The organism is Frateuria terrea (genome assembly GCF_900115705.1).
In the GTDB taxonomy this organism is placed as follows: domain Bacteria; phylum Pseudomonadota; class Gammaproteobacteria; order Xanthomonadales; family Rhodanobacteraceae; genus Frateuria_A; species Frateuria_A terrea.
Genome location: NZ_FOXL01000002.1, coordinates 456,827 through 481,676, shown reverse-complemented (window position 1 = coordinate 481,676; position 24,850 = coordinate 456,827). Strand labels below are relative to the sequence as shown.

Below are 24,850 nucleotides of genomic sequence, written 5' to 3'. Positions count from 1 at the left end.
TCAAAGCCCCGGCTTGGGGCCGGGGCGGTGAATTTAGTCCGCTAGTTTAATACGTCGGCGTGACGGCCGTTTCTGCGGCGCAGCAAGCCGGACGCGCGGGGCGCCGGCGGGCGGTTTCAGCGTGCCCAGTAACCGCGGTGGAAACGCCAGTCGCGGCCCTCGTGCACCCAGCGCGCCGGGCGGTAGTGGTAGCCCGGACGGGCGCGCACCCAGTAGCCGTCGACCCACACGTGGCGATGGCCGCGCGCGCTCCAGCGCCAGTAGCCCGGCGCCCACACGTAGCCGGGCCGCGGCCGTACGTGGACCACGCGCACCGGCGGGGGCGGCACGCCGACGACCACGCCGACCGAGACGTGGCCGGCCTGCGAGGCCGGGGCATAGGCGACGGCGCCCAGCGCCAGGCCGAAGCCGGCCAGCAGGGCAAGAGGACGGGTGATGGCAGTCATCGATCTCTCCGGTGGCGCCGCGGGCGGCGGCGTGCAGACCGGAAAACGACGAGGCCCGCCGGGTGTTGACGCGCCCCCCGCCCGCATTCAGCCGCGAGCAGGCGAGCGCATCAGCCAGCGTTACAGCCTGCAGTTGGGCGAATGCCCGCTGGCCCGCGCCTGCTGGTACACCGGCAACAGCTGCTGCGCCTGCTGGCCCAGCACCTGCGCGCGCTTGTTCGGCGCCGGATGGGTGGACAGGAACGGCGGCGTGCCGCCGCTGCCCTGCTTCTCCATCTTGTCCCACAGCGTCACCGCCGCGCGTGGGTCGAAACCGGCCTTGGCCATGTAGCGCTGGCCCAGCGTGTCGGCCTCCGATTCCTGCGTGCGCGAGAACGGCAGCAGGATGCCCACCGTCGCGCCGGCACCGAGCAGCGCCGCCACGTTGCCCGCGTCGCTGCCGCGCGTGCCGGCGTAGATCGATCCGGCGGCCACCGCCGCCTGCGCGGCCATGTTGTCCGACACGCGCTCGGCGCCATGCCGTGCGACCACGTGCGAAAGCTCGTGGCCCAGCACCACGGCGAGCTGGTCCTGGTTGGTCGCCACCTTGAACATGCCCTGGTTCACGCCGATGCGCCCGCCAGGCAGGGCGAAGGCGTTGGCGGTCTTGTCGTCGATGATCTGCACCTCCCACTGCTGCGTGTTCCACGGCGGCGGCAGCACCGCGACCAGCGCCTGGGCGACACAGGTGGCATAGGCGCGCTCCTTCGGCGCGTTCGCAAACTTGCCCTGCTTGCGCATGTCGTTGAAGGAAGCCAGGCCCATCTGGCTCATCTGCGCATCGGACACCATCATCAGTTGCGAGCGTCCGGTGGGGGAGGTGGCGCAGCCGGCGAGCAGCGCGGCCAGGGCGGGGGCGATCAGCATGCGGGGGTTCATGGCGGCTCCTTTGCGTAGGCAGCGTCCAAGCATAGCCGCGGCTCCCGGCGAGAGCGGATGAACGTCCTGTAGGGCGCACCTGTGCGCGAGCGGGTGCATGGCGGTCGCGGACGAGTCTGGCCCGCAAGGATGTAAAAGAACGAACGGTCGTGCTATTTTGTGGCGCATGACCACCGCCACCGCTTCCGCCAAGGGCCCCGCCACCCGCGAGCTGATCCTCGACCACGCCTACGAACTGGCCCGCACCGGCGGGCTGGAAGGCCTGTCGATCGGCTCGCTGGCCACTGACGTGGGCATGTCCAAGAGCGGCGTGTTCGCCCACTTCGGCTCGCGCGAAGACCTGCAACTGGCCGTGCTGGACGCCGCCGCGCGCCGCTTCATGGCCAGCGTGCTGGTGCCGGCGCTGTCCGCCCCGCGCGGCTTGCCGCGCCTGCGCGCCATCGTGGCGCAGTGGTGCGAGTGGGGCCGCATGCACCAGCGCGGCTGCGTGCTGCTGACCGCCGCCAGCGAGTACGACGGCCGCGAGGGTCCGCTGCACGATGCCGTGGTGGCGCAGCAGGGCGGCTGGCGCGGCGAGCTGGAAAAGGCGATCGGCCAGGCCGTCGCCGCGGGACACCTGCGCGCCGACACCGACGCCGCGCAGCTCGCCTTCGAGATCTACGCACTGATGCTCGGCCTGCACCACGACGCCGGACTGTTCGGCATCGAGCAGGCCAACCGCCGCACGCACGCCGCCCTGGAGCGCCTGTGGCGCAGCTGGCAACCGTAGAGGAACCGACCATGTCCACCGTGATGCGCCGCCCCGGCCTGGCAGCCCGCTTCAAGCTCGCCACCGTACGCACCAGCTTCGTCCTCGGGAGCCGGCTGGCGCCGCGCCGTACCGCCGACCGCGCGGCCAGGTTGTTCGCCACGCCGTTCGCCAGCAGCCGGGCCCGCGCGCGCGCCGCCGCGCCCGATGCGGCCATGCGTCGCCAGACGCTGTCGATCCACAGCCAGTCCATCGCCACCTATGTCTGGGGCGATCCGGCCACGCAGCCCTACGTGCTGCTGGTGCACGGCTGGTCCAGCTTCGGCCTGCGCTTCCTGCCGTGGGTCGGGCGCCTGCGCGCGCTGGGCTATGCGGTGGTCAGCTTCGACCAGCCCGGCCACGGCCTGAGCAGCGGGCACTACTGCACGCTGCCGGAGTTCGCCGACACCGTGCGCGCCGTGGGCCGCCACTACGGCGAGGCCGAGCTGGCGATCGCCCACTCGCTCGGCGGCGCCGCCGTCGCGCTGGCCCAGGGCGAAGCCTGGCGCGCGCGCAAGCTGGTGCTGATCGCGCCGGCTGCCGACATGCATGCCGCCGCCACCCGCTACTTCCGCTTCGTGCGCCTGGGCGAGCACCTGCGCCGCCCGTTCTACGCCTGGCTGGTCAAGCGCACCGGCATCACCGTGGACGAACTGCAGATGCACCGCCACGTCACCGCGCTCGGCCAACCTGGCCTGATCGTGCACGACCTGGACGACGCCGACGTGCCGTGGGACGAGGGTGAGCGCTACGCCCGCCACTGGCCCGGTGCGCGCCTGCTCACCACGCAGGGCCTGGGCCACCATCGCGTGCTGGATGCGCCGGAAGTCATCGAGGCCGTGCTCGCTTTTGCCCGCGGCCAGACGGTCGGCGAGCGCGTCGTCGCCTCGGCCAACCTTCCCTACGGCCTGGCTTGAGACAGTTCGCGTCGTGGCGTCCGCCACGCGGTCTTTAGCCGTACTTCACCCCTCCCGGCGCAGTGTCGATGAAGCGTGTCCGGGGGCGCGCATCCGATCGACTGCCGCTAAGGAGAAGACTCATGAAGACACGGCGTTTCCTGGCCATGGGAGGCAGCGCGCTAGCGTTCGCCCTGTTGGCCATGGCCACGGCGGGTACCGCCTCGGCCCAGGAGGCCGCTGCGGGCAGCGCCAGCAGCGACACCAGCGCGTCGTTCCAGAGCCTGGACAAGAACCACGACGGACACCTCACTCGTTCGGAGATTCCGTCGGACATGACGCTGCTGCGCACCCGCCTGACCACCTACGACACCAACCACGACGGCATGCTCGACGCCAACGAGTTCGCCGCCGCCCAGGCCGCGCTGCACGGCAGCGGCCATGCCGGTGGTAGCGGAAATGCGCCGCCGCCGCACCATCCGGGCGGCTGAGCTCACCGCCCTCGGGCATTCGCCGGCGGCTGCTACATGCATTGCGCCAGCCGGCGAATGCCTTCCTCGATCGCGTGCGCATCGACCCCGCCATAGCCCAGGATCAGTCCGTGGCGAGCGCCCGGGCCACGCCAGCACTGCGACAGGGGACGTATCGACACCCCCGCCCGCGCCGCCGCGCGCGACAGCGCAATGTCGTCCATGCCGCGGGGCAGCAGCGCGGCCAATTGCATGCCCGCCTCCGCGCCGACGACCTGCAGTCGTCCGGGCAGGTGCCGCTCGATCGCCCCCAGCAACGCCGCGCGCCGCGCCGCGTACAGCGCCCGCATGCGCCGGATGTGCCGCGCGAAATGCCCCTCACGGATGAAGTCGGTCATCGCCCGCTGCGGCAGCATCGGCGAACAGGTATCCAGCGCATCGCGCGCCATACGGAACGCCGGCACCAGGTCTTTGGGCACCACCAGCCAGCCCAGCCGCAGGGCCGGGAACATCACCTTGCTGAAGGTGCCCACGTAGATCACCCGCCCGTCCGCATCCAGCCCCTGCAACGAGGGCACCGGCTTGCCGCCGAAGCGGTACTCGCTGTCGTAGTCGTCCTCGACGATCCAGCGCCCCTCGCGCGCAGCCCATTGCAATAACTGCATGCGCCGCGACGCGCTCATGGTCACGCCGAGCGGGAACTGGTGCGACGGGGTGAGGTAGACCATGCGCGCGTCCGGCCCCCGGCGGATGCCCTCGGCCACGTCCAGCCCGTCCTCGTCGACCGGGACCAGCACGACCTTCGCGTCGACCGCCGCCAGCGCCTGGTGCGCGCCAGGATAGCCCGGCTCTTCCACCCACGCGGTGTCGCCGGCGTCGAGCAGCACGTGCGTGCACACCTGCACGCCGTGCTGCGCACCGGTGGTGATCATCACCTGCGAGGCATCGGCGCGCACCGCGCGCACCGTGCGCAGGTAGTCGGCGATCGCCTCGCGCAGCGGCAGGTAGCCCAGCGGATCGCCGTAGACCAGCGACTCGGTATCGACGTGCCGCGCGTGCCGGCTGAGCAGGCGCGCCCATGCCTCGTGCGGAAACGCATCCAGCGCCGGCAGCCCGACGCGGAACGCGCCCTGGCTGTCGAGCCAGGTCTGCTCGGGGCCCGCCATCGCCATGGCGCGCGTGGCGACACGACGCATGGGCGAGGCCGTTAGTGCCGACGAAGCGCTGCCGCGCCGCCGCCGCGGCTTATCCGGTGCACCCAGCGGGATCGCTCCCGCCACGCAGGTACCGGCGCCAGTGAACGTTTCGAGGTAACCCTCCGCATGCAACTGCTCGTAGGCGCTGAGCACCGGCAGGCGCGAGACCTTCAGCTCGCCGGCCAGCGCCCGCGTCGAGGGCACGCGCTGGCCCGGTTGCAGCTGCCCGTCGACGATCGCCCGCCGGAACCAGTCCGACAATTGCCGATAGATCGGCGCGACGCCCTGCGGATCGAGCGCGATCGGCGGCAGCAGGCTGGCGGATACCCGTTTCATGCGCGACTCCCAAGTGGTCATGCCGGATCATACCGAAGTGGCTATTCGCGCGAGCCACTGCACCGCCTATCGTGCGCATCGTCACGACACAGGGTGGAGGCAGGGGCGTGGGTATCGAACGGCAATCGACGGCATGGCGGGGCGGCTTGCGGCTGCTCGGCGGCATCCTCGCCTGGCTGCTGGCTGCCACCGCGTTCGCACAGGACGCAGACACCTCCCGCCAGTCCCGCGACGACGCCTGGTGGACCGGCCCGATGCTCGCCAACTCCGCCGAGACCCTGCCGCGCGGCCACGTGCTGATCGAGCCCTACGTCTACGACGTGCAGACCCGCGGCAACGACGGCTTCGGCTCGCGTGCCTACGTGCTCTACGGCCTGACCGACGACCTCACCGTCGGCGCCATCCCGATCATCGGCTACAACGGCCTGCACCACGGCCCGAACAGCTCCGGCATCGGCGCGGGCGACCAGATCCTGCAGGCGCAATATCGCCTCACGCGGTTCCACGAAGGCAGCTGGTTCCCCACGATCGCCCTCATGCTGCAGGAAACCGTGCCGACCGGCCGCTACAAGCGCCTGGCGCGCTCGGCCGACGGCATGGGCGGCGGCGCCTGGGCGACCACGCTGGCGCTCAATGCGCAGACCTACTTCTGGATGCCCAACGGCCGCATCCTGCGCGCACGCCTCAACGCCACCTGGACCTTCGCCCGACACGCCGACGTCGACGGCGTGAGCAGCTACGGCACCGGCCCGCAGTTCCACGGCCGGGCCATGCCGGGCGACGCGTTCTACCTGGGCACCTCGGTCGAATACAGCCTCACCCGCCGCTGGGTGCTGGCGCTGGACCTCACCTACAGCCGCAGCGATGCCACCCACGTGGCCGGCTACGACGACCCGCTCGGCCTGCCGGCGACACCCGTGCGCGCGAGCTCCGGCCGCAGCGAGGCGTTCGGCTTCGCACCGGCGGTGGAATACAACTTCAACGCCAACGTGGGCGTGCTGCTGGGCGTGCGCGTGATTCCCGGCGGGCACAACGTCACCCGCTCGGTCACGCCGGCGATCGCCATCAACTACGTGCACTGACGCGGGCCGGGCAGGACCGGCCTCGCGCCGGCAGGTACTCCAACCAACAAGGTGACCACCATGCATGCAAAGACGAACTTCCGGGCGTGCCTGCTCGTGCTCGCGGCGACGATCGGATGGCAGTCCGCATCGATCGCGGGCACGGCCAGGGGCGAGGATCAGCAGCACGCCTTCGATTTCCACTTCGGCACGTGGAAGACCCAGATCAAGAGCCGCGACGTCACGCCCTCGGGCGTCGGCGCGTGGACCCGATTCACCGGCACGGTGATCGACCAGCCCCTGTGGAACGGCAAGGCTAACCTGGAAAAGATCGAAGCGGCCGGCCCCGGCGGCCACTTCCAGGGCCTGACGCTGTTTCTCTACAACCCCACGTCCGGGCAGTGGAGCGAGCAGTTCGCCGGCAGCGACGAAGGCACCATGCAGGCGCCAACCTACGGCGAGTTCAGGAACGGCCGCGGCGTGTTCCACGGCTGGACCGAATCCGGCGGCAAGAAAGTCCTCGAGCGCGACATCTGGTCGAACATCACGCCCAACGCCTACCACTACGAGATCGCCTCGTCGTTCGACGGCGGCAAGACCTGGGTCACCAACTTCGTCGCGCAGCTCACCCGGCTGAAGAAAGCCCCCGACTACGACACGCACCACACGCCGGGCACCGGACCGGAGCACGACTTCGACTTCAACATGGGCCGCTGGTCGACCCGCATCCAGGCGGTGCTGCATCCGCTGTCCGCCCCCGGCGCGACGAGCCGCCTGGCCGGAACCCACGAGGTTTATCGCGTGTGGGACGACTGGGCCAATATCGGCCAGCTCGAAGTCGAGGGGCCCGACGGCCATCATGTCGAGGACCTGGCGCTGCGCCTCTACGATCGCAAGACGCGGCAGTGGCGGGTCTACCTCGCCAACAGCACCTCCGGCACGCTCGCCGCGCCGCTGGCAGGCGGATTCAAGGACGGTGTGGGCACCTTCGTCGGCATGGACGAGGTCGACGGCAAGACCGTGCTGACCCGCAACGTCTGGTCGGACATCACCGCCAAGACCTGCCGACAGCACTGGGCCATCTCGACCGACGGAGGCAAGACCTGGGTGTCCACCTGGACCTCCACCGACAGCCGGGGCGGCTGACCCGACCGCGGCCACCCAGGCGCGATCCGCGTCCCGGCGCGCAGCTTCGGTCCCTCTCCCTCCGGGGTGAGGGCCGGGGTGTGGGGCCAAGGCTTGCGGGCAAACCCGCTCGAAGCGTGTAACAAGGGATCGAGTCACGCGAAGCCCCACCCGAACTACGCCTGCCTGCGGCCTGGGCCATCCGCTGCTAGAGCACCGCGCGTCCCTGACCCGGGCCAGCGCACCTCGCCCCGACCACCCCGACTCCCCGCGCCCTTAACCCCGATCCACTAGAATCGGGAGGTTCAGAGCACCGATGTCGGAGTCCCCATGAGTTCCCCCGCCAACCTCGTCCCCGCCGCCGCCGCGCAGGCCGAAACCACCCCGCTGCGTTTCGTCACCGCCGCCAGCCTGTTCGACGGGCACGACGCGGCGATCAACATCATGCGCCGCATCATCCAGGGCCAGGGCGCCGAGGTGATCCACCTGGGCCACAACCGCTCGGTGGAAGACGTCGTGCGCGCCGCGCTGCAGGAAGACGCCGACGCCATCGCGCTGTCCTCCTACCAGGGCGGCCACGTCGAGTATTTCAAGTACATGGTGGACATGCTGCGCGAGCGCGGCGCCAGCCACATCCGCGTATTCGGCGGTGGCGGCGGCACCATCACCCCGGAAGAAATCCGCGAGCTGCAGGCCTACGGCGTCGAGCGCATCTACCACCCCAACGACGGGATGAAGATGGGCCTGACCGAGATGATCGAGGACGTCATCCAGCGCACCCGCGCCGCCCAGGCCCAGCGCCTGAAGGCCGAGCAGCCCGGCGTGTCCAAGGTCGACATCGACGACGAGATCTCCGTCGGCCACATGCTCACCGACATCGAGGAATCCCGCCTCGGCGAGGGCGAGCTTGCCCGCCTGCGCAAGGAATGGGAGCTGGCCGGCCGCAAGACCCCGGTGCTGGGCCTCACCGGCACCGGCGGCGCCGGCAAGTCGTCCGTGGTGGACGAACTGCTGCTGCGCTTCCTGCACGCCTTCCCCGGCATGCGCGTCGCCGTGCTCGCGGTGGACCCGACCCGCCGCCGCTCCGGCGGCGCGCTGCTGGGCGACCGCATCCGCATGAACAGCTTGCGCTCCCACCGCGTGTACATGCGCTCCATGGCCACCCGCCGCCAGCACATGGCCACCAACGAGGTGCTCAAGGACTGCATCGCGTTCCTCAAGAGCCAGCCCTACGACCTGGTGATCGTGGAAACCGCCGGCATCGGCCAGAGCGATTCGGAGATCGTCGACCTGGTCGACTTCCCCATGTACGTGATGACGTCCGACTACGGCGCCGCCAGCCAGCTCGAGAAGATCGACATGATCGACTTCGCCGAGCTGATCGTGCTCAACAAGTTCGACAAGCGCGGCGCCGAAGACGCCCTGCGCGACGTGCGCAAGCAGTGGAAGCGCAACCGCACCGCCTTCGCCCTGAAGGACGAGGAGGTGCCGGTCTACCCGACCATCGCCAGCCAGTTCAACGACCCGGGCGTGACCTGGATGTTCTCCAACCTGTGTCGCCTGCTGCGCGAAAAAGTCAGCGCCAGGCACGGCCAGGCCATCGGCAGCCCGCACTGCGACTTCGCACCGAACGTCGACACCGCGCTCAAGGAACCGCGCGCCACCGTGCTCATCCCCGGCAGCCGCGTGCGCTACCTGGCCGAGATCGCCGAGCAGGGCAGGGGCATCAACGGCTCCATCGCCCGCCAGGCCGAAGCGGCCAGCAAGGCGCAGCACTACTACGAATCGCTCAAAGAGTTGGGCGACGACTCGCTGCCCAAGCCGCTGGACCGCTACCCGGTCGACCAGCTCAAGGCCGAGGGCGACCGCACCCTGACCCTGCTGCGCGAGCGCTACAACGAAGCGGTGAAAGAACTCTCCGCCGAGTCTGTGCACCTGCTGCGCGACTGGCCCGCCCTGCGCGAGTCCGTCACCAAAGACGTCAACGAATACCAGGTCCGCGGCAAGACCATCCGCGTCGAGAACTACCGCGAATCCCTGAGCCACCAGAAGATCCCGAAGGTCGCCCCGCCCAAGACGAACAACTGGGGCGACCAGCTGCTCTTCCTCGGCAAGGAAAACCTCCCCGGCCACTACCCCTACACCGGCGGCGTCTACCCGTACCGCCGCACCGGCGAAGACCCCACCCGCATGTTCGCCGGCGAGGGCACCCCGGAGCGCACCAACCGCCGCTTCCACTACCTGAGCCAGGGCGGCGCCGCGACGCGACTGTCCACCGCGTTCGACTCGGTCACCCTGTACGGCGAAGACCCGGCCCCGCGCCCGGACATCTACGGCAAGATCGGCAACTCCGGCGTCAACATCGCCACCCTGGACGACATGAAGAAGCTCTACTCGGGCTTCGACCTCTCCGCGCCGACCACCTCGGTCTCCATGACCATCAACGGCCCGGCGCCGATGATCCTGGCGATGTTCATGAACACCGCGATCGACCAGAACGTGGAGAAGCACCTCAAGGCCGACGCCGCCCGCTGGGCCGAGGCCGAGAAGACCATCGCCAAGCTCTACGAAGGCCGCGAGCGCCCGCGCTACTCCGGCGAGCTACCCAAGGGCAACGACGGGCTCGGCCTCGGCCTGCTTGGCGTCACCGGCGACCAGCTCGTCGACGCCGAGACCTACGCCCGCATCAAGCAGGACACCCTGCAGGCCGTGCGCGGCACCGTGCAGGCCGACATCCTCAAGGAAGACCAGGCGCAGAACACCTGCATCTTCTCCACCGAATTCGCCCTGCGCATGATGGGCGACATCCAGCAGTACTTCGTCGAGCACAAGGTCCGCAACTTCTACTCGGTGTCCATCTCCGGCTACCACATCGCCGAAGCCGGCGCGAACCCGATCAGCCAGCTCGCCTTCACCCTCTCCAACGGCTTCACCATCGTCGAGTACTACCTCGCCCGGGGCATGCACATCGACGATTTCGCGCCGAACCTGAGCTTCTTCTTCAGTAACGGCATGGACCCGGAGTACACCGTCATCGGCCGCGTCGCCCGCCGCATCTGGGCCCGCGCCATGCGCGAGCGCTACGGCGCCAGCCCGCGCAGCCAGATGATGAAGTACCACATCCAGACCTCCGGCCGGTCACTGCACGCGCAGGAGATCCAGTTCAACGACATCCGCACCACGCTGCAGGCGCTCTACGCGCTGTTCGACAACTGCAACAGCCTGCACACCAACGCCTACGACGAAGCCATCACCACGCCGACCGAAGAGTCCGTGCGCCGCGCCGTGGCGATCCAGATGATCATCAACAAGGAACTGGGCCTCAACTTCAACGAGAACCCCTGGCAGGGCAGCTACATCGTCGAGGAGCTGACCGACCTGGTGGAAGAGGCCGTCTACAAGGAGTTCGAGGCGATCAGCGAGCGCGGTGGCGTGCTCGGCGCCATGGACACCATGTACCAGCGCGGCAAGATTCAGGAAGAGTCGCTGTACTACGAGCACAAGAAGCACGACGGCTCGCTGCCGCTGATCGGGGTGAATACGTTCCTCGCCAAGGAGCATGGTGGGGAGGTGGCGACCGAGATCGAGCTGATTCGGTCGACGGAGGAGGAGAAGGGGCAGCAGATTGCGAATGTGCGGGCGTTCGGGGAGGCGCGGAATGGGTTGGAGCCGGAGAGTTTGAAGCGGTTGCAGCAGACGGCGCGGGAGCGGAAGAACGTGTTCGAGCAGTTGGTCGAAGCCGTGAAGTACAACTCGTTGGGGCAGATTAGCCACGCGTTGTATGAGGTGGGTGGGGAATATCGGCGGAATATGTAGACTTACGCCTGATGCCTCTCCTGGCGAGGGCCTTCCAAACGCCACGTGTTAGATGCTCTTCGATCGCGACTTCTATCGACAATAACTTTTTGGGGGAAGTATGTTTCTAGACGCCTTCAAGACGCACAGTCTCGTCTTCCAAATTCAGTACAAGGAGGCGTTTAGCTTATGGGATCGGGCTGGTGAAATTGCCGCTGCAATGAAGCGGATTTGGCCCGATCTCGGTGTGCAAGATGGCACCCCCAATCAGCAAATATTGTCGGGCAATGGGTATCAGATAAATACGGGTCTGACTCAGTCGACAATTACTCTCCGTAGCGAACAGGTGCTTCAATCTCAGGCATTAAAATCTGTTTCAGAAGCCTTTGAGGTTTGGCGGTCCGGCTTAGAGCTTATCGAGCTTACGCGGATCAGCGCTCGTGTGGTTTTCGCGAAAGATTTTCCTGAAATCAGTGACGCTAGGGAATTTCTTCTTGGCCTGGATCTTATTAGGTGGCCTGAACAGAAAGTTTTCGACCAGCCCATCGATTCTTCTAGGAATGTTCCGGAATTGACTTTTCGGTTTGAGGATGAGAAATCTTTCGCCTTTGTGCGGATACGGTCTGAGCGAAAGACAATTAAGCTTAATGTGGATCCCGATATAATGGAAGCGCCCATTGAGAAGAGGATCTGTCGCGTATTGGTCGATTTCGATAGGGGTAATATAGGGTCGATCCCTCTCTCTAAGCTTCAAATACCCGAGTGGTTTAAAGGTTACGTCCACGTCCTAAGGCGTGACATAGACAAGGTGCTTGGGAGGCCCGCATGAGCATAGACTTCACCGTTCTTCCTCAGGGCCTGTGGAAAGAAGTTTTCCGATCCAGCCGTGAAAACACACCGCCTTCCCTTAGCGGCGCTGCAGACACGCCCAGCGAAATCGACAAAAAACTTCAAGTTTGGGAGGCGTTCGCTACATTTTCCGATGAGCTCGGGACGAAGTTTATCTCGAATGCAGCATCCCTCGATGAAATCGCATCAGCTGATCGCCTCTATCCCCAGTTTTTTGACGAACACACAGAGGCGGGTCAACTCCAAACCTATATTGATAGAGCGCGAACGGATGCTAGGCGGGCACTAGAGTCCTATGCCACCGCTGACCTCGATACCGTGGGTAGTTCCCTTGCGACGATCGCGGCTCTAATGAAGGAAGCGTACAAAAAAACAACGTTCAATGAAGATTACGGTGCCGTAGTCTCTTTCATTCGCCGCGCGGCTCTTGCTGCAACTCCAGACGAGCTAACCCTGCCTGCGCTTAATTCTTTAGTCAGCGTATTGGCATCTCTTGCATCTAATCCGGCCGTCAAATTGAGCGAGGCGGTTGATATGACTGATACATTGAGAGAACAAGGCTGGAGGGGCGATCACGAGGCTGTCAATGCATTAGTGAAACTTTTGATGGAATCCGATGATCTCATGGCCGAGCCCGAGGTCAAGGAGGAATTGCAGTCCGAACTATTCGGTCGGAGTGACTAATGGCAGGGAGCTTCTTGGACACGACTGTTTTAGTCGAAATTGCTGATTTGCAAGCGGGTTCTTCCGCCAGGTCGTTTATTTCCGCAAATCAGCCAGCGGAAGTTCCTTATTATGCTCTAAGAGAGCTGTTGGCTGGGTTGTTGCGTACACTCTGCGATGCGCATAATAAGCTGGTTGCGGCCGAAAACCCTGCGGAAGCATTCCTTGTGCTTACCGCGTTGCACTCGGTGGCGGGCAGAAAAAAGGATTCGGCTATACGTGCGCTTGCGGTCGAGTTGAGTGAAGCATTTAAAGCCAACCCTGACGGGCCGCGTTCCGATCTGAAGCGAGAAATGCTCCAAGCATTTTCCTTGAAAATTGCGAGCCTATGGAAGCAGGCGCGCAGACCTAGCCAGTGTGCCGCAGTACAGTCGTTGGCATGCTTTAATGCAGGTGATCTTGCGCGAGGAGAGGCGGGTGAGCTACGTGGACCAAACGATTCCTTCAACTGCCTTGGAGGGGAGCGGTGCGCGGCGGCAATGTATCTTTCGCAAAATCAAACGTTGTTGACGAAATTGATAGATGCGCTTCATCCGGACAATCTCGGTGACGAAGCCGCAAGCAAGCGCGAAAATCAGCAACGCCGAAAAGCGCTTAAAGCGATTAAGGTAGATGGCCCCCTGAGATTCAACAAGTCTCTGTGTCGTGCTGTTGGGGATGCCTACTTTGCTGCGATGTGCCCTCCAGGAATGGATGTTATTACGACGAACATCACGGATCACGGATTTCTGTGTGAAGCGGTAGGAAAAAAGGCCACAAGGCTTCCGTAACCAGAGGTCTGTGAATTAGAATATTTGAGCAAAAAAAGGGGACGTGGCCAATTAAGTCCCCTCTGGCTCGCCCGCTTGGCGGGGTCGGCCGCGCGGGCGGCAGCTGGGAAAAAAGGGGACGTGGCTAATTAAGTCCCCTCTGGCTCGCCCGCTTGGCGGGTCGGCCGCGCGGGCGGCAGCTGGCAGGTCGTCCCAGCGTGGTTTCGACCATGCGCTGGAATCGTTCGTCGCCAAGTGCTCGCTCCTGGCGGGCGTACGCTCGTAGGTGGTGCAGGTCATCCGGTGCGATGCCGGCGTCGAGCCACCGTCGATAGGCATCGGCGCGTGCGGTTGGGTCGCTTCCGAGCGCGAGGTAGAGCGGGTGCGGCGTAACGAGCGGATCGCGAGCGCGACCCAGGTGGGTGTGCACGCTCGACCAGCGATAGTCCTCCGGCGCATCGACCATGGCGGCGCGTACCGGGTTGAGCTCGATGTAACGCATGACCGTCAGCAGGTAGCGCTCGCTCTGCACGAGGCAGGATTTGAACCGTCCCTGCCAAAGCGCCCCGCATCGGTGATGCCTGAGGTTGAAGGCCTGGACGTAGGCTTGGCCGACCCGCCCCATGGCGTTCGAAAGCGTCCCGACGGCCGCCGGTGTGACCAGCAGATGGAAGTGGTTGTCCATCAGGACGAATGCATGAAGTGCGACGGCCTGGTCGCGAAAGGCCCTGCGTAGCAGGTGCCTGAAGTGGTAGCGATCCTCTTCGTCAAGGAAGATGGCGCCCTTGTTGATGCCCCGCTGGGTGATGTGCAGCGGTACGCCAGGCAGCTCGAGGCGCGGGAGTCGGGGCATGGGACGTAGCCGGTTGCTTGTCTTCGGCCAGCTTGCGTCGACGCACTTGGCGGATATGTCGGCGGGCGGCCCAAGTCCGGGTCGGCGCGGGCTTAATTCGCCACGTCCCCTTTTCTTGCCCGTCCCCTTTTCTCGCCCCCGGTAAACTTGGGCGCCCGACCTGACCGCAAAGTAGATCAATGATCAACAACGACGTCCTGCGCAGCATCCGTTACATGCTCGACCTCAGCGACAACAAGGTGGCCGAGATCGTCCGCCTGCCGGACCCGGCGTTCGTCGTCGACAAGGACGAGGTGCGCGCCTTCCTGCTGAAAGAAGACGAGCCCGGTTACCTGGCCTGCAGCGACACGGTGCTGGCGCACTTTCTCGACGGGCTGATCATCCACCGTCGCGGCAGGGACGAGGGCGCGCCGGCGCGGCCGGTGGAAAAGCGCGTCAGCAACAACGTGGTCTTGAAGAAGCTGCGGGTGGCGTTCGAGCTCAGGGACGCGGACATGCACCAGGTTTTCGTGGATGCGGGATTGCCCGTGTCCAAGCCGGAGCTGTCGGCGTTGTTCCGCCAACCCGGGCACAAGAACTACCGCCCGTGCGGCGACCAGCTGCTGCGCAATTTCCTCAAGGGGCTGACGCTGCGCGTGCGCGGTGCCTGACTCGCGCGTGTCTCAGAAGCTTCCACCGACCGGCAGGTAGCGCCACGCGCCGGCGGGCATCTTGGCCAGCGCCACCTTGCCGATGCGGATGCGCCGGATCGCCACCACGTCCAGCCCAACCTGCGCGCACATGTCGCGCAATTGCCCGCCTTGCACTCCCTTGATCGCAAAGCGCAGGCGGAACTCGTTCTGCCAGCTGACTTTGCAAGGACGCAGCGGATGGCCGCGGAACTGCAGGCCGTGGTTGAGCTTGTACAGGCCATAGGGCGCAATCTGGCCGCGGACCTCGACCACGTACTCCTGTTCGATTTGGTGCCCGTCCTCGGTCAGGCGACGCCACACGCGGCGGTCCTGGGTCAGCACCATCAATCCGCTGGCATCGGTATCCAGCGGCACCAGCGGCGTCAGGCGCTGAAAGTGGCGCTCGAGCAGGCGCACGCCCGAAGGATCGTCGGGCCAGCGTGTTCCCGGCTGCACCAGTCCCGCCGCGGCCTTGCGGCCCTTGATCGCGTCATAGCCGACCGGCTTGTGCAGCAGGATCGTGGCCGGTTCGACCGCTTCCAGTTGCGCGGCCGGATTGAGTGCGACGACTTCGGTCGACACCGGAAGCGCCGGATCTTCGACGACGCGCCCGTCGACGGTCACCCAGCCGTTCTTGATGTACTGCTCGGCCTCGATGCGCGAGCACCGGGCCAGGTCGGCGACGTATTTCGCCAGTCGAACCGGATCGGACATGGATCAGCGCCGGGGAAGTCAGGGCGCTCAGTGTAGCGATCAGGCACGCCAAGCGGTCGCGCGTTCACGAGGTGCCTGCCATCGAGGTCGTCGACGAAGATTGCGCAGCGATTGATGCCCCGCTGGGTGACGTGAAGGGGAGTGCCTGCAAGCTGGAGGCGCGGGCGATGTGGCATACGCGCAAGCGTGCTGGCAGGCGATCGCCCCCGCAGCCGGCGAGCCGGTAATCGAGCCCCCGATGTATGCAACGCGATGCTTGAGCCCGCTGGCTCGCGCCATGCTGACCATTCGGTCACGCCAGCTTGTGCCGCGGCGGGGCACGCTCCGGGATGGAATCCACAGCGCTACCTACGGGAGTTACGCCAATGAACCTTCGACGCGCCACCATGCTGGCCGGCAGCCTGCTGCTGTTCGGCATCGGCACTGCGGCTATGGCCGGCCACGACGACGCATCCGTCATGCAGACGGCAAGCAACAAGACCGCTTTCATGAAGAAGGCCGCGTCCGACGGCAAGGCCGAAGTGAAGATCTGCCAGATGGCCCTCGATCAGTCGGACGATCCGCAGCTCAAGCAGGTGGCCTGGCAGCTGATGGACGATCACACGCAGGCCAACCAGCAACTGCAGCAGATCGCCCAGCGCGAGAACGTCACTTTGCCGGACCAGCTCATGCCGGAAGACCAGCAGAAGGTGCAGAAGCTGCAGGGCAAGAACGGAAAGGCGTTCGACAAGGAGTGGATCCACGGCAACCTGGTCGACCACCGCAAGGACATCAAGCTGTTCTCGATGGCCGGCAAGAAGCTGGACGACCAGCCCGTCCGCCAGTTCGCACAGAGCACGCTGCCGAAGCTGAAGACGCACCTGCAGCTGGTCGAGCAGCTCACCCAGAAGAACCGCGGCACTGCCGGGCGGTGAACCGCACGGTGCGGATGGGCCCCCTTGTGCGCCTTGCGCATGCGGGGCGCCACTCGATGCACCGTTTAGCCGTCACCCGGGAGCCAGGTCGGAGGGGTGAACCCGTGCGCGCCAGGCCTGGCGCCCCGATGCCCGGACCAGGAGCGACAGGAGCATTCATGGATATCACGCAACTCATCCTCGATGACCACCACCAGCAGCGCCGGCTGTTTGCCTTGCTCGACGAAATCGACCGTGCCGACCGGGAGACGCTGGGCCTGGTCTGGAACCAGCTGGCCGACTTCCTGGAGGTCCACGCCGAGGCCGAAGAGCGGCATTTCTACCCAAGCCTGCTGCGGCATGGGCAGGGCGCGGGCAGCAAGGCCGACGCCAAGGGCGAGACGATCGATGCCATCAGCGACCACAACGACATTCGCGACGCCATCGCGCGTGCCGGGCAGCATGAGGTCGGCAGCGATGGCTGGTTCGACGCGGTAGCGGCCGCGCGCAAGGCGAACAGCACCCACATGGGCGAGGAGGAGCGCGAGTCGCTGGCGGACTTCCGCCGCCACGCGCCCCTGCAGGCGCGCCACGAGCTGGCCGTGCGTTTCGCCGCGTTCGAGGCCGCGCACCGTGGCGGCATCGATGCGCGCGACAAGGACCCCCAGGCCTACGTGCGCCGGGCCGGCGGCTAGCCGCAGCCGCCGGCCATGTCACCGGGAAACGTGGGCATTCCCCGCGGGCGCTCCCTCTATCGCGTCTTCACCGGCAGTGCCCGGCGCAGGAAGTCGCTGAAGCTGCGCAGGTTGGCGGCGTAGCCCTTCGGGTCGCGCGACTGCACCAGGGTCGAGGCGCCGTGCACGCCGACCGCCTGGCGGTAGTGCGTGATGTTGGTGCCGCGGGCGTCGCGCAGCACCTCGGCGACCTTGTCCTCTTCTTCCGGCCGGGTGGTGATGTAGAACGGCACCGTGATTTTCGCGGCGGCGCGTTTGACCATGTCCTTGTCGGTGTCGAAATACTCGCCGGGGGAGAAGCTGGCCACGGCGGCGACGTCCTTGGGGCGCCTGGCTGCCAGGATGATCGCCAGGGACGAGGAGTAGGAGCTTCCCACCAGCGCAATGCGGGCGTAGTGGTGCGCCTTGGCCCAGGCGAGCGCGCCTTCCAGGTCCGGCAGCGCATCCAGGTAGTCGGCCGAGCCGCCGCGCTTGTCCACGGTTTCATTGCGGCCGCCGAACAGGCCATCGCCCGAGCGCTGGTCGATCGCCAGCGTGTCGTAGCCCATCTTGGTGAACACGCCGACCAGTGGATCGTATTCGTGCCGGCTGGCGCCGGCCTGGTGGAAGAGCAGCAGGATCGCGTCGGCATGGCTGCCGGCCTGGCTCAGCGTGCCGTATACCGTGGCGCCGTCACTGGCCTTGAGTGTCATCGGCTCGCCGGCGCGGGCGGCCAGCGGCAGCAGCAGGAACGCCAGCAAGGTCAGGCAACGTCCGATCAGGCGCGGGGTCCGGGTAGGCATGGCGGTCGCTCCGTGTGGGGTGGGGCGATGGTAATGCTCTGGCGACGACATAAAGGGAACCGGGGGAGTCAACCTTCCCGGCAGGCTGCCTGGGCCGCGTCGCCGCCCAACATGCCACACGTGCACCTGCCCACGCGGGCGCGCTCCAACGCCTCCCTCGGTACTTCCGGCACACTCCCGAATCGGCCATCAGGTCCAGCATTCGCGCGCATCGATCCTCGCGATCCGCCGCGAGAAAGGGGACCTCATGCCGACCATGAACCGCCGTCAGTTCCTGAAGCTCTCCGCCTCGCTCGGCGCGGCGCTGGCCTTGGGTTGCACGCCCGTGCGTCCGTCATCGAGCGGCTGGCGCGAGCGGCGGGAGCTGTACCCGCAGGGCGTCGCCTCGGGCGATCCGGACGACAACAGCGTGCTGCTCTGGACGCGGCGCCCGTATGGGGACCGGCGCACCAGCGCCACGCTGCGGGTCGAGGTGGCACAGGATCCGGACTTCACGCGGGTGATCGCGACCACGGCGGCGCGGGTGTCGGCCGACTCCGACTGGACCTGCCGGGTGCTGGTCGGCCATCTGCCCTCGGCCCGCGAATACTGGTACCGCTTCGTGGACGAGGAGGGCAACGGCAGCCGGATCGGCCGCACGATGACTGCCCCCGGCCCCGACGATACGCGACCGGCGCGCTTCGCCTTCGTCAGTTGCCAGGACGTCTGCGAGGGCGCCCTGAACGCCTATCGGCGCATGATCTTCGAAGACGAGCGCGCCGCGCCCGAGGACAGGCTCGGCTTCGTGCTGCACCTGGGCGACTTCATCTACGAGGTCGTGCAATACCCCGACCAGGTCAGGAACGGCCATCGCTACGACCGCCGCATCAAGTTCCCGGTGCACTTCCCGACCGGCAAGACGGTCGCCCACAACCGCTTCTGGGTACCGGCCTCGCTGGAGGATTACCGCGCCCTCTACCACGCCTACCTGCAGGACCCGGACCTGCAGGATGCGCGAGCGCGCTGGCCGTTCGTGGCGGTGTGGGACAACCACGAATTCTCCTGGCAGGGCTGGCAGTCGATCCAGGAATTCGGGGAAGGACCGGTGCCCGCGCAGACGCTCAAGGTCGCGGCCAACCAGGCCTGGTTCGAATACCAGCCGGCGCGAGTGGCGGCGCCGGGCGCCCGCCTGGACACCTTCGTCGCGCCGCACGTCGCCGATACCCCGGTCACCGCGTTCGATGACGATGGCCTGGGGCGCGAGGCCAACAACCTGGCGGCCATCAACAGCCTGATCGTGTATCGCGCCTTGCGCTGGGGCCGGCACATCGACCTGATCCTCACCGACCAGCACAGCTTCCGTTCGCGCGATCCCGGTTCGCGCGAAGAGCTCAACCCGCTGTTCGAAGGCGACGCTCTGGGCTGGGTGCCCGAGGAACTGGCGATGCAGCTCGACGCAGGCCGCGACTACGCCGACGGCCATCCGCCGGCGACGCTGTCCTTCCGCGGCAAGCGCGTGGCCAACGTCCGCGCCGGCGAAGCCGCACAAACCTTCCTGGGGGCACAGCAGAAGGCCTGGTTCCTCGATCGCCTGCGCGGCGCGCAAGCGACCTGGAAGATCTGGGGCAATTCGCTGGGCACGCCCGACTGGCGCGTGGACCCGCAGCACCTTCCAGCCGCGCTGGGCAAATGGTCGGGGGATGGTTTTGCCGTCATGGCCACCGGCGACTGGGGCGCCGCCTACCACGAACGCGCCGAGATCTTCGACGCCGTGCGTGATGCCGGCATCACCGGTTTCGCGATCGTTTCGGGCGACCGCCACAGCTTCTGGGCCGGCTACGCGGCCAAGGCCCTGCCGCCCGCCGCGTTCGAGCCCGTGGGCGTCACCTTCGTGGGCGGCTCGCTCATTTCCCCGGGGATGCTCGAAGCGTCCGAGCACAACCTGAAAAAGAGCGATCCGCTGCGCCCGTTGTACGTCGCCAACCCGGGCGACGGGCCGACGCAGCCCACCGTCAACCTGCTGTTGCACCACGGCGTGCGCTCGGCGCTGGAGTTCGCCAAGAGCGGCGACCTCAAGAAGGCGCATGCCGCCAGCAACCCCGAGCTGGCCCCGCACCTGAGCTTCGTCGACATGGGCGGTCACGGCTACGCCACCGTCCGCGTCGACGCCAGCACGATGGCCACCGATTTCGTCTGTATCCCGCGCCCGATCGAGCGCAGCCCGAGCCCCGACGGCGGCCCGCTGCGCTACCGCGTGCGCCACGAAGTGCCGCTGTGGCAAGCCGGCGAGCGGCCGCGGATGCGTCAGATAGTGGTGGAAGGGGATGCGGGTCTGGCGGTGTGAAGCCTGGACCGAATCCTCGGAACCGGAGGAGGGAAGCGGTTTTTTTCCCTGTCTGCAGTCGCTGCATCGAGCTCAATCTGGTTAGCGCAGGGATGGTGGGCCAGCCGAACGCATGCCCTTGGTCGAGCTGCGCTGCCCATGCCGAGGGCCGCGCGGACTGCTTGCTTCCGGTTCGCAAGCGTGCGCGCGGTTGGACGGGCGCCGTGACCTCAAAGGGCCGCTGACACCTTTCGCCTAGGAGAGGAATTCCACCAACAGACGCCGCTTGTGCTCGGGCAATTTGCGAAAGGCATCGAGCAGGCGGCTCTCGTTGTCGGTGAGGCGTCGATAGGTGGGGGATTTCTCTGCCACGGCCAAGTGGACCTGCCCGCGGCCGGTGGCCAGCCACTCGAAGCTGGCATCGAAATCCTTCGCCAGTTCGATGATGCGGGCAAGCTCGGGGAGGGTGAGGCCGGCAAGCCATTTGCGGGCGGTCTCACGCGACACGGCGTAGCGGTCGGCCAGGGCGCCTGTCCTCCCACGGCCCTCCTCAAAGCGGGCGCGATCCAGCATCTGTCGCAGGCGATCGGCGAATTCCTCGTAGGGGGCAGCCATCCAGATTCCTGTGGTTGGGCCGTCACCTGCGCTTGCGCACGGAGACGTTGCGTGGACGCCACGATTGTTGCGCACCCGCATTCGGCGATAGCCACTTTTGGGTTGTTGACAAATCCACGTATTGATTGCAACGTTCTAGCCATGAAGTGGATCGGCGCCATCGTTGCCAGCCGCTCGACCACGCTGCGGCCGGTTTCGCCGTGGCGCAGACCACCTTCTGAACGGGTAGTGGGCGTTGCTGGCAGGGGTGCCGCATCGTCGATTCACGCAGGTAGCTCCCGACTGCCGTCCGCCGCCATTGCGTGGACGGGCACTTCATGGAACCAGGAGACGACCATGTCGAAATTCGATCCGGATGATTCGGAAATGCCGGGCTATTTCCTGCCGGAGGACAGCCAGCTGCGGCTGAAGAAGCTACGCCAGTACGTCCAATTCCTGTCGCACCTGGCTCAACCGCGGATGGCGGACGAGCAGCAGGAGTGCATGCCCCAGCTTCGCGCGGGCGAAGTGGCGATCTGCCTGGAATTGCTGGCGGAGCAGTTGGAACGCGTACTGGATGACGTCTCGTGGCCAGCGGATCGGTGCGACGAAAAGGCTGCGTCTGGGGCCGGGACGGTTCCTGAAGCCGCAGGGGAGACACCTGACGACGTGGAGGGTCGCTGCATCTTCGGCGTTACTCTGGAGCAGGTCGATACGCTCGGCAGGCTGATCGACATGATCTTGGCCCATGGCGACGTGGTGACCGCCAGCGGCGACCTCGCATTCGCTGACCACACGCTGTCGTTGCTGAGGGAGGCCATCTCCAACGACGCGAGAGCTGCGCGCGAGATCATCCGCCAGGTGGAGTCGCAGAAACTCGGGCGGGCTCGCGGTCCGCACACCGGCGTGGGCGAAGAGCGGGGCGCATACCGTGCTGGGCGAGCGCATTCGCGCGCGGGCAGTGCGTCGCATGTCGCACGGGCGCTGCTGGCAACCAGAAACGAGGCCGGCCCGGGGATCGGATCTACGCAATGCGTGCGCGTTGGCCGCTCGTGGCGATCTGGCGCCATCACGAAATTTCCTGGCAGAGGCGCCGTCGGTCCGGCGATCCGGCCAGGCCCTGGATTCGCGCGCAGGCGCTCAGGGTTGCGGCCAACCAAGTCCGGTTCGAATACCACCCGGCGCGGGTAGCAGACCGGGCACCCCGCCTGGACACCTTGGCCGCGCCGCAAGTCGTCGATGGCCGGTCACCGCCTTCGGATAGGTCTGACACCTGACCCTCTGGCACCGACCGCTTCAACGCGGTTCACACACTCCTGCGTGTATGAGCGGTGGTTCGACACTTCTCAAGCGTTCCGCCGATGACCAGCAAAATCCTGCAGATCGACCTGCGCGATGCCGGACGCGATGGCATCTACCGCGTCGTGCCCGACGATCCCATGACGTTGGTGGATGACGCGGCCCGCGCCGGCCTGCGCCTGAGCCGGATCGATCTGCGCGATTGCGCGAACCATCAGCGGGCCGTGCAATGCCTGGCCCAGGCGTTCGAGTTCCCCATGCCAGCCGACGACTGGCCGGCAGTCACGGCCGGCCTGCGCGACCTGGGCTGGCTGTCCGCACCCGGCCACGTGCTGGTGCTCGACCATGCCGATGTCCTGCGCGCCCAGGCGCCCGAGGTCTACGCCACCTATCGCGACCACTTGGCCAGCGTCGCCCGCGACTGGCACGCGCGGGGCGTGCCGTTCTTCGTTTTCATGGTGTTTCCGGACAACGAAACCCGCGACGCGGCCATCGACGCCTGATGGAGGCGTGGGCCAGCCCACCGCTGACTACAGAAATTCGGCTCAGAGTGCATTTTCGACGAGCTGACGCGTACCGCGGCAGCTCGGGTAGGACGTGCAGCCCCAGAAGCGTTCGTTGGTGCGGCGGTTGGTGCGTAGCTGCATCTCCTTGCCGCACTTCGGGCAAGGTGGTGGCGTCTCGAGTGCGGCGGACGCGCGCGCTTGCGGCGTCAGGCTGGCGGGAGCGGTCCGCACGCTCCGAACCATATCGAGCAGCGTTGCGCCTGTGATCAGTTCGATCGGCTTCCCTGCAGCGAAGCGCCGTGCGTCGGCGGTGTAATCCCCCACGGCAATGATCTTCACGTCGGAAGCCTGGTGGTGGGCGAGGAGCCCGAACATCTCGCGTACCACCTTGACGTCCACGCGCTGGGTTTTCCAGCGCTTGCACTGCACGAGTGTCAGCTTGCCGTCCTTGTGGAGCAACAGGTCGATGCCGCCGTCCGCGCCTCCCAGTCCGGTTTCCTGCACGGTGTAGCCCTGTCGCCGGAATGCCTCGCCCACCAGCAGCTCGAACTGGCGCCAACTCAGCCCGCGTACGCTGTCCAGGCCCGTCTGCGTTTCGAGCAGGCGCCGGCGACCTTTCGCTCCAATGTAGGAGACCAAGGCTGCGAGCCAGCAAAGGCCGAGTACGAGCCACGCCAGCGGCGCGAAGGCGTCGCTGGAAAATCCTCTAGCCAGGCCGGCGAGGTAGACATTGTGGCTGGAGCCGAAGAGCCAACCGATCCCGTAGTGGATGCTTACATAGGCGATGATTCCGAGCACTACGGGGACGGGCCACCGCATCGATGCGAGCTGCTCGAAGCCGCTTTCCTTGCGTTTGGGCATGTCACTTTCCTTTGTACGTGTTGCGCTAATGGCCGGAGGGTCAGGTCGTAGGTGCTAGGCCCTGGCTCTGAAAACCTCGAATCGCATGGCGAGACGGTCGCGGTCCGGACGGTCCTGCAGTCTGAGTGGCAAGCGGATGACCTGCTTATCGAGCTGCTTTATCGCCTCAAGCATCGGTCCATCCTTCTGTTCCAGCAGTCGTGCAGAAACGTGCATTCGAAAGTCGGGATCAATGCCAAGTAGGTGCGCATCGAAGGCCGCGTGGTGGAGTTTCGACAGCGGGATCCCGTTGGGAACGACAGGCTGGCCAAGCACTTCGTGCTTGTCGGAGACGATGTGCGCGGCATCGAGCAGCAAGGGTTCGGGCAAGCCGGAAAGCGCGCATCGGCCGTCGTACGCCGTGATCACGGCCTGGCGGAACGATGCCTGATGCAACCGCTGCTGCACGGTGCGCAGCGCGTAACGACGGGCGGGTTCCGTGTCGGGGAAGCGTGATTCGTCATAGGCGCTTGGATCACCAAAGCCGATCGACGCCTTAAAGGTGTCTCGATTCCATCCCCCAACATAGCTAGGCACGATCGCGGTGAAACGACCAGGCGCGATGCCGATGAAGTAGATGATGGGAATGCGGTTCTCGAAGGCTTCCCGAAGCCATCGGTTATCAGCCGCATCGGGATCCTTGCCCATGAAGGCGTAGTCAACGAAGTCCGTGCTCTCATAGAGCTGGCTGTGCACGTGTCGCTGGTCGTCGTACCAAACTTTTGCTCCAGGCCGTGGGAATACGGTCCGGATCGACAACAAGTAGCGCATCTGCCGCGGCTTGAAGATGCCTCGCTGAGGGTTCACGAGAGGGATTCGCTCCCCATCGAACATGAAGCCCTCGGCCAGTTCGCTTGAAGTCAAATGATCGCGGGTAGCGCTCAACAGGCGGACGTGCTGGAACGCAGCTTCCCGCATCCGCTTATCTAGAAGCTCCTGTTCGCTACCCATGCCGGCACCCCTGCCTGTCGTGCCTCAACAGGTTAGGGCAAAACCCGCGTGCGAGTGCACCTTCCCGATGGGCTGACTTTGGCTGGGCTGACAGCAGGCTCGCGGTCGCGGTCGGCGGGTGGGAGGCCCTCGTCGATCCTGGCGACGGCGGCATCGGGTGTGCCTCCGGCCGCGACGCTGGCGATAGTCGTCGTTGCCAGCCGGGTGGCTTCCACGCCGCGCCGCTGTTTCGAGCCCCATGCGGTTGATCGAGGTCAAGCCTTCCCCGCTTCCGGCAGCGCAATCTCGCCCCTGGCATGT

At 66.2% G+C, this 24,850-nt stretch carries 24 protein-coding genes and 1 pseudogene; 15 read left to right on the top strand and 10 right to left on the bottom strand.

What is annotated here, in order from left to right; translation table 11 throughout:
* Positions 1-116: 116 nt before the first annotated feature.
* Positions 117-446, bottom strand: a complete 330-nt coding sequence (locus tag BMZ38_RS02260) for a YXWGXW repeat-containing protein (RefSeq protein WP_091333601.1) — start codon at positions 444-446, stop codon at positions 117-119.
* 120 nt (positions 447-566) lie between these two features.
* Entirely contained in the window at positions 567-1,364 is a 798-nt protein-coding gene (locus BMZ38_RS02255) for a M48 family metallopeptidase (protein WP_091333598.1), read from the bottom strand.
* Between the two features lie 166 nt (positions 1,365-1,530).
* Here BMZ38_RS02255 and BMZ38_RS02250 point away from each other — a divergent pair, with 166 nt between their 5' ends.
* The 3 genes from BMZ38_RS02250 (at position 1,531) to BMZ38_RS02240 (ending at position 3,538) form a co-directional block, all read left to right on the top strand.
* Positions 1,531-2,133, top strand: coding sequence for a TetR/AcrR family transcriptional regulator (locus BMZ38_RS02250; protein WP_091333596.1), 603 nt, complete (start codon positions 1,531-1,533; stop codon positions 2,131-2,133).
* Between the two features lie 11 nt (positions 2,134-2,144).
* Positions 2,145-3,068, top strand: coding sequence for an alpha/beta fold hydrolase (locus tag BMZ38_RS02245; protein ID WP_091333593.1), 924 nt, complete (start codon positions 2,145-2,147; stop codon positions 3,066-3,068).
* Between the two features lie 122 nt (positions 3,069-3,190).
* Entirely contained in the window at positions 3,191-3,538 is a 348-nt protein-coding gene (locus BMZ38_RS02240; protein ID WP_091333589.1) for an EF-hand domain-containing protein, read from the top strand.
* 32 nt (positions 3,539-3,570) lie between these two features.
* Here BMZ38_RS02240 and pdxR read toward each other — a convergent pair whose 3' ends face one another.
* A complete protein-coding gene (gene pdxR, locus BMZ38_RS02235; protein ID WP_091333585.1) occupies positions 3,571-5,049 on the bottom strand; it encodes a MocR-like pyridoxine biosynthesis transcription factor PdxR in 1,479 nt (492 codons plus the stop codon).
* A 107-nt stretch (positions 5,050-5,156) separates the two neighbouring features.
* Between pdxR and BMZ38_RS02230 the strand changes: the two genes are divergently transcribed.
* The 6 genes from BMZ38_RS02230 (at position 5,157) to BMZ38_RS17445 (ending at position 13,372) form a co-directional block, all read left to right on the top strand.
* The gene (locus tag BMZ38_RS02230; RefSeq protein ID WP_217638709.1) at positions 5,157-6,131 is read left to right on the top strand and encodes a transporter; all 975 of its coding nucleotides are present in this window, start codon (positions 5,157-5,159) and stop codon (positions 6,129-6,131) included.
* A 60-nt stretch (positions 6,132-6,191) separates the two neighbouring features.
* Positions 6,192-7,256 (top strand): hypothetical protein, encoded by a 1,065-nt coding sequence (locus BMZ38_RS02225; RefSeq protein WP_091333580.1) that lies wholly within the window; start codon positions 6,192-6,194, stop codon positions 7,254-7,256.
* A gap of 309 nt (positions 7,257-7,565) precedes the next feature.
* Positions 7,566-11,051: a methylmalonyl-CoA mutase family protein gene (locus BMZ38_RS02220; RefSeq protein WP_091333577.1), complete on the top strand. Its 3,486-nt coding sequence runs from the start codon at positions 7,566-7,568 to the stop codon at positions 11,049-11,051.
* 100 nt (positions 11,052-11,151) lie between these two features.
* Positions 11,152-11,859 carry a hypothetical protein gene (locus tag BMZ38_RS17455; RefSeq protein ID WP_139202372.1) on the top strand — a complete coding sequence of 236 codons (708 nt, stop codon included), beginning with the start codon at positions 11,152-11,154 and terminating at the stop codon, positions 11,857-11,859.
* Entirely contained in the window at positions 11,856-12,563 is a 708-nt protein-coding gene (locus tag BMZ38_RS17450; protein ID WP_139202371.1) for a hypothetical protein, read from the top strand. The genes BMZ38_RS17455 and BMZ38_RS17450 overlap by 4 nt, the downstream gene beginning before the upstream one ends.
* A 14-nt stretch (positions 12,564-12,577) precedes the next feature.
* Positions 12,578-13,372, top strand: a complete 795-nt coding sequence (locus tag BMZ38_RS17445) for a hypothetical protein (RefSeq protein ID WP_139202370.1) — start codon at positions 12,578-12,580, stop codon at positions 13,370-13,372.
* A gap of 124 nt (positions 13,373-13,496) precedes the next feature.
* Here BMZ38_RS17445 and BMZ38_RS02215 read toward each other — a convergent pair whose 3' ends face one another.
* Positions 13,497-14,204, bottom strand: coding sequence for a transposase (locus tag BMZ38_RS02215; protein WP_091333574.1), 708 nt, complete (start codon positions 14,202-14,204; stop codon positions 13,497-13,499).
* A 179-nt stretch (positions 14,205-14,383) separates the two neighbouring features.
* Here BMZ38_RS02215 and BMZ38_RS02210 point away from each other — a divergent pair, with 179 nt between their 5' ends.
* The gene (locus BMZ38_RS02210) at positions 14,384-14,854 is read left to right on the top strand and encodes a YehS family protein (protein ID WP_091333571.1); all 471 of its coding nucleotides are present in this window, start codon (positions 14,384-14,386) and stop codon (positions 14,852-14,854) included.
* 12 nt (positions 14,855-14,866) lie between these two features.
* Here BMZ38_RS02210 and BMZ38_RS02205 read toward each other — a convergent pair whose 3' ends face one another.
* Positions 14,867-15,589, bottom strand: coding sequence for an rRNA pseudouridine synthase (locus BMZ38_RS02205; RefSeq protein ID WP_091333568.1), 723 nt, complete (start codon positions 15,587-15,589; stop codon positions 14,867-14,869).
* A 71-nt stretch (positions 15,590-15,660) separates the two neighbouring features.
* Positions 15,661-15,765: pseudogene (locus BMZ38_RS17925) on the bottom strand (transposase); the annotation flags it as partial.
* Positions 15,766-15,954: 189 nt separating this feature from the next.
* Between BMZ38_RS17925 and BMZ38_RS02200 the strand changes: the two are divergent.
* Both BMZ38_RS02200 and BMZ38_RS02195 read left to right on the top strand, forming a co-directional pair.
* On the top strand, positions 15,955-16,503 hold the full coding sequence (locus BMZ38_RS02200; protein ID WP_175483658.1) for a DUF4142 domain-containing protein: 549 nt from the start codon (positions 15,955-15,957) through the stop codon (positions 16,501-16,503).
* Between the two features lie 158 nt (positions 16,504-16,661).
* Positions 16,662-17,177, top strand: coding sequence for a hemerythrin domain-containing protein (locus BMZ38_RS02195; protein WP_091333564.1), 516 nt, complete (start codon positions 16,662-16,664; stop codon positions 17,175-17,177).
* A 56-nt stretch (positions 17,178-17,233) separates the two neighbouring features.
* Here the strand turns inward: BMZ38_RS02195 and BMZ38_RS02190 are convergent, their stop codons facing one another.
* Positions 17,234-17,998, bottom strand: a complete 765-nt coding sequence (locus BMZ38_RS02190; RefSeq protein WP_175483657.1) for an alpha/beta hydrolase — start codon at positions 17,996-17,998, stop codon at positions 17,234-17,236.
* A gap of 247 nt (positions 17,999-18,245) precedes the next feature.
* Here BMZ38_RS02190 and BMZ38_RS02185 point away from each other — a divergent pair, with 247 nt between their 5' ends.
* Entirely contained in the window at positions 18,246-20,321 is a 2,076-nt protein-coding gene (locus BMZ38_RS02185; protein WP_091333560.1) for an alkaline phosphatase D family protein, read from the top strand.
* A gap of 234 nt (positions 20,322-20,555) precedes the next feature.
* Here BMZ38_RS02185 and BMZ38_RS02180 read toward each other — a convergent pair whose 3' ends face one another.
* Complete coding sequence (locus tag BMZ38_RS02180) at positions 20,556-20,915, bottom strand: helix-turn-helix domain-containing protein (RefSeq protein WP_091333558.1); 360 nt, start codon at positions 20,913-20,915, stop codon at positions 20,556-20,558.
* A 336-nt stretch (positions 20,916-21,251) separates the two neighbouring features.
* On the opposite strand from BMZ38_RS02180, the gene BMZ38_RS02175 reads away from it, so the two are divergent.
* Entirely contained in the window at positions 21,252-22,085 is an 834-nt protein-coding gene (locus BMZ38_RS02175; protein WP_175483656.1) for an XAC0095 family protein, read from the top strand.
* A gap of 170 nt (positions 22,086-22,255) precedes the next feature.
* Positions 22,256-22,696, top strand: a complete 441-nt coding sequence (locus tag BMZ38_RS02170) for a barstar family protein (RefSeq protein WP_091333556.1) — start codon at positions 22,256-22,258, stop codon at positions 22,694-22,696.
* A 42-nt stretch (positions 22,697-22,738) separates the two neighbouring features.
* Here BMZ38_RS02170 and BMZ38_RS02165 read toward each other — a convergent pair whose 3' ends face one another.
* Both BMZ38_RS02165 and BMZ38_RS02160 read right to left on the bottom strand, forming a co-directional pair.
* Positions 22,739-23,560 carry a restriction endonuclease gene (locus BMZ38_RS02165; protein ID WP_091333554.1) on the bottom strand — a complete coding sequence of 274 codons (822 nt, stop codon included), beginning with the start codon at positions 23,558-23,560 and terminating at the stop codon, positions 22,739-22,741.
* A gap of 54 nt (positions 23,561-23,614) precedes the next feature.
* Positions 23,615-24,550, bottom strand: coding sequence for an HNH endonuclease (locus tag BMZ38_RS02160; protein WP_091333552.1), 936 nt, complete (start codon positions 24,548-24,550; stop codon positions 23,615-23,617).
* Between the last annotated feature and the right edge of the window lie 300 nt (positions 24,551-24,850).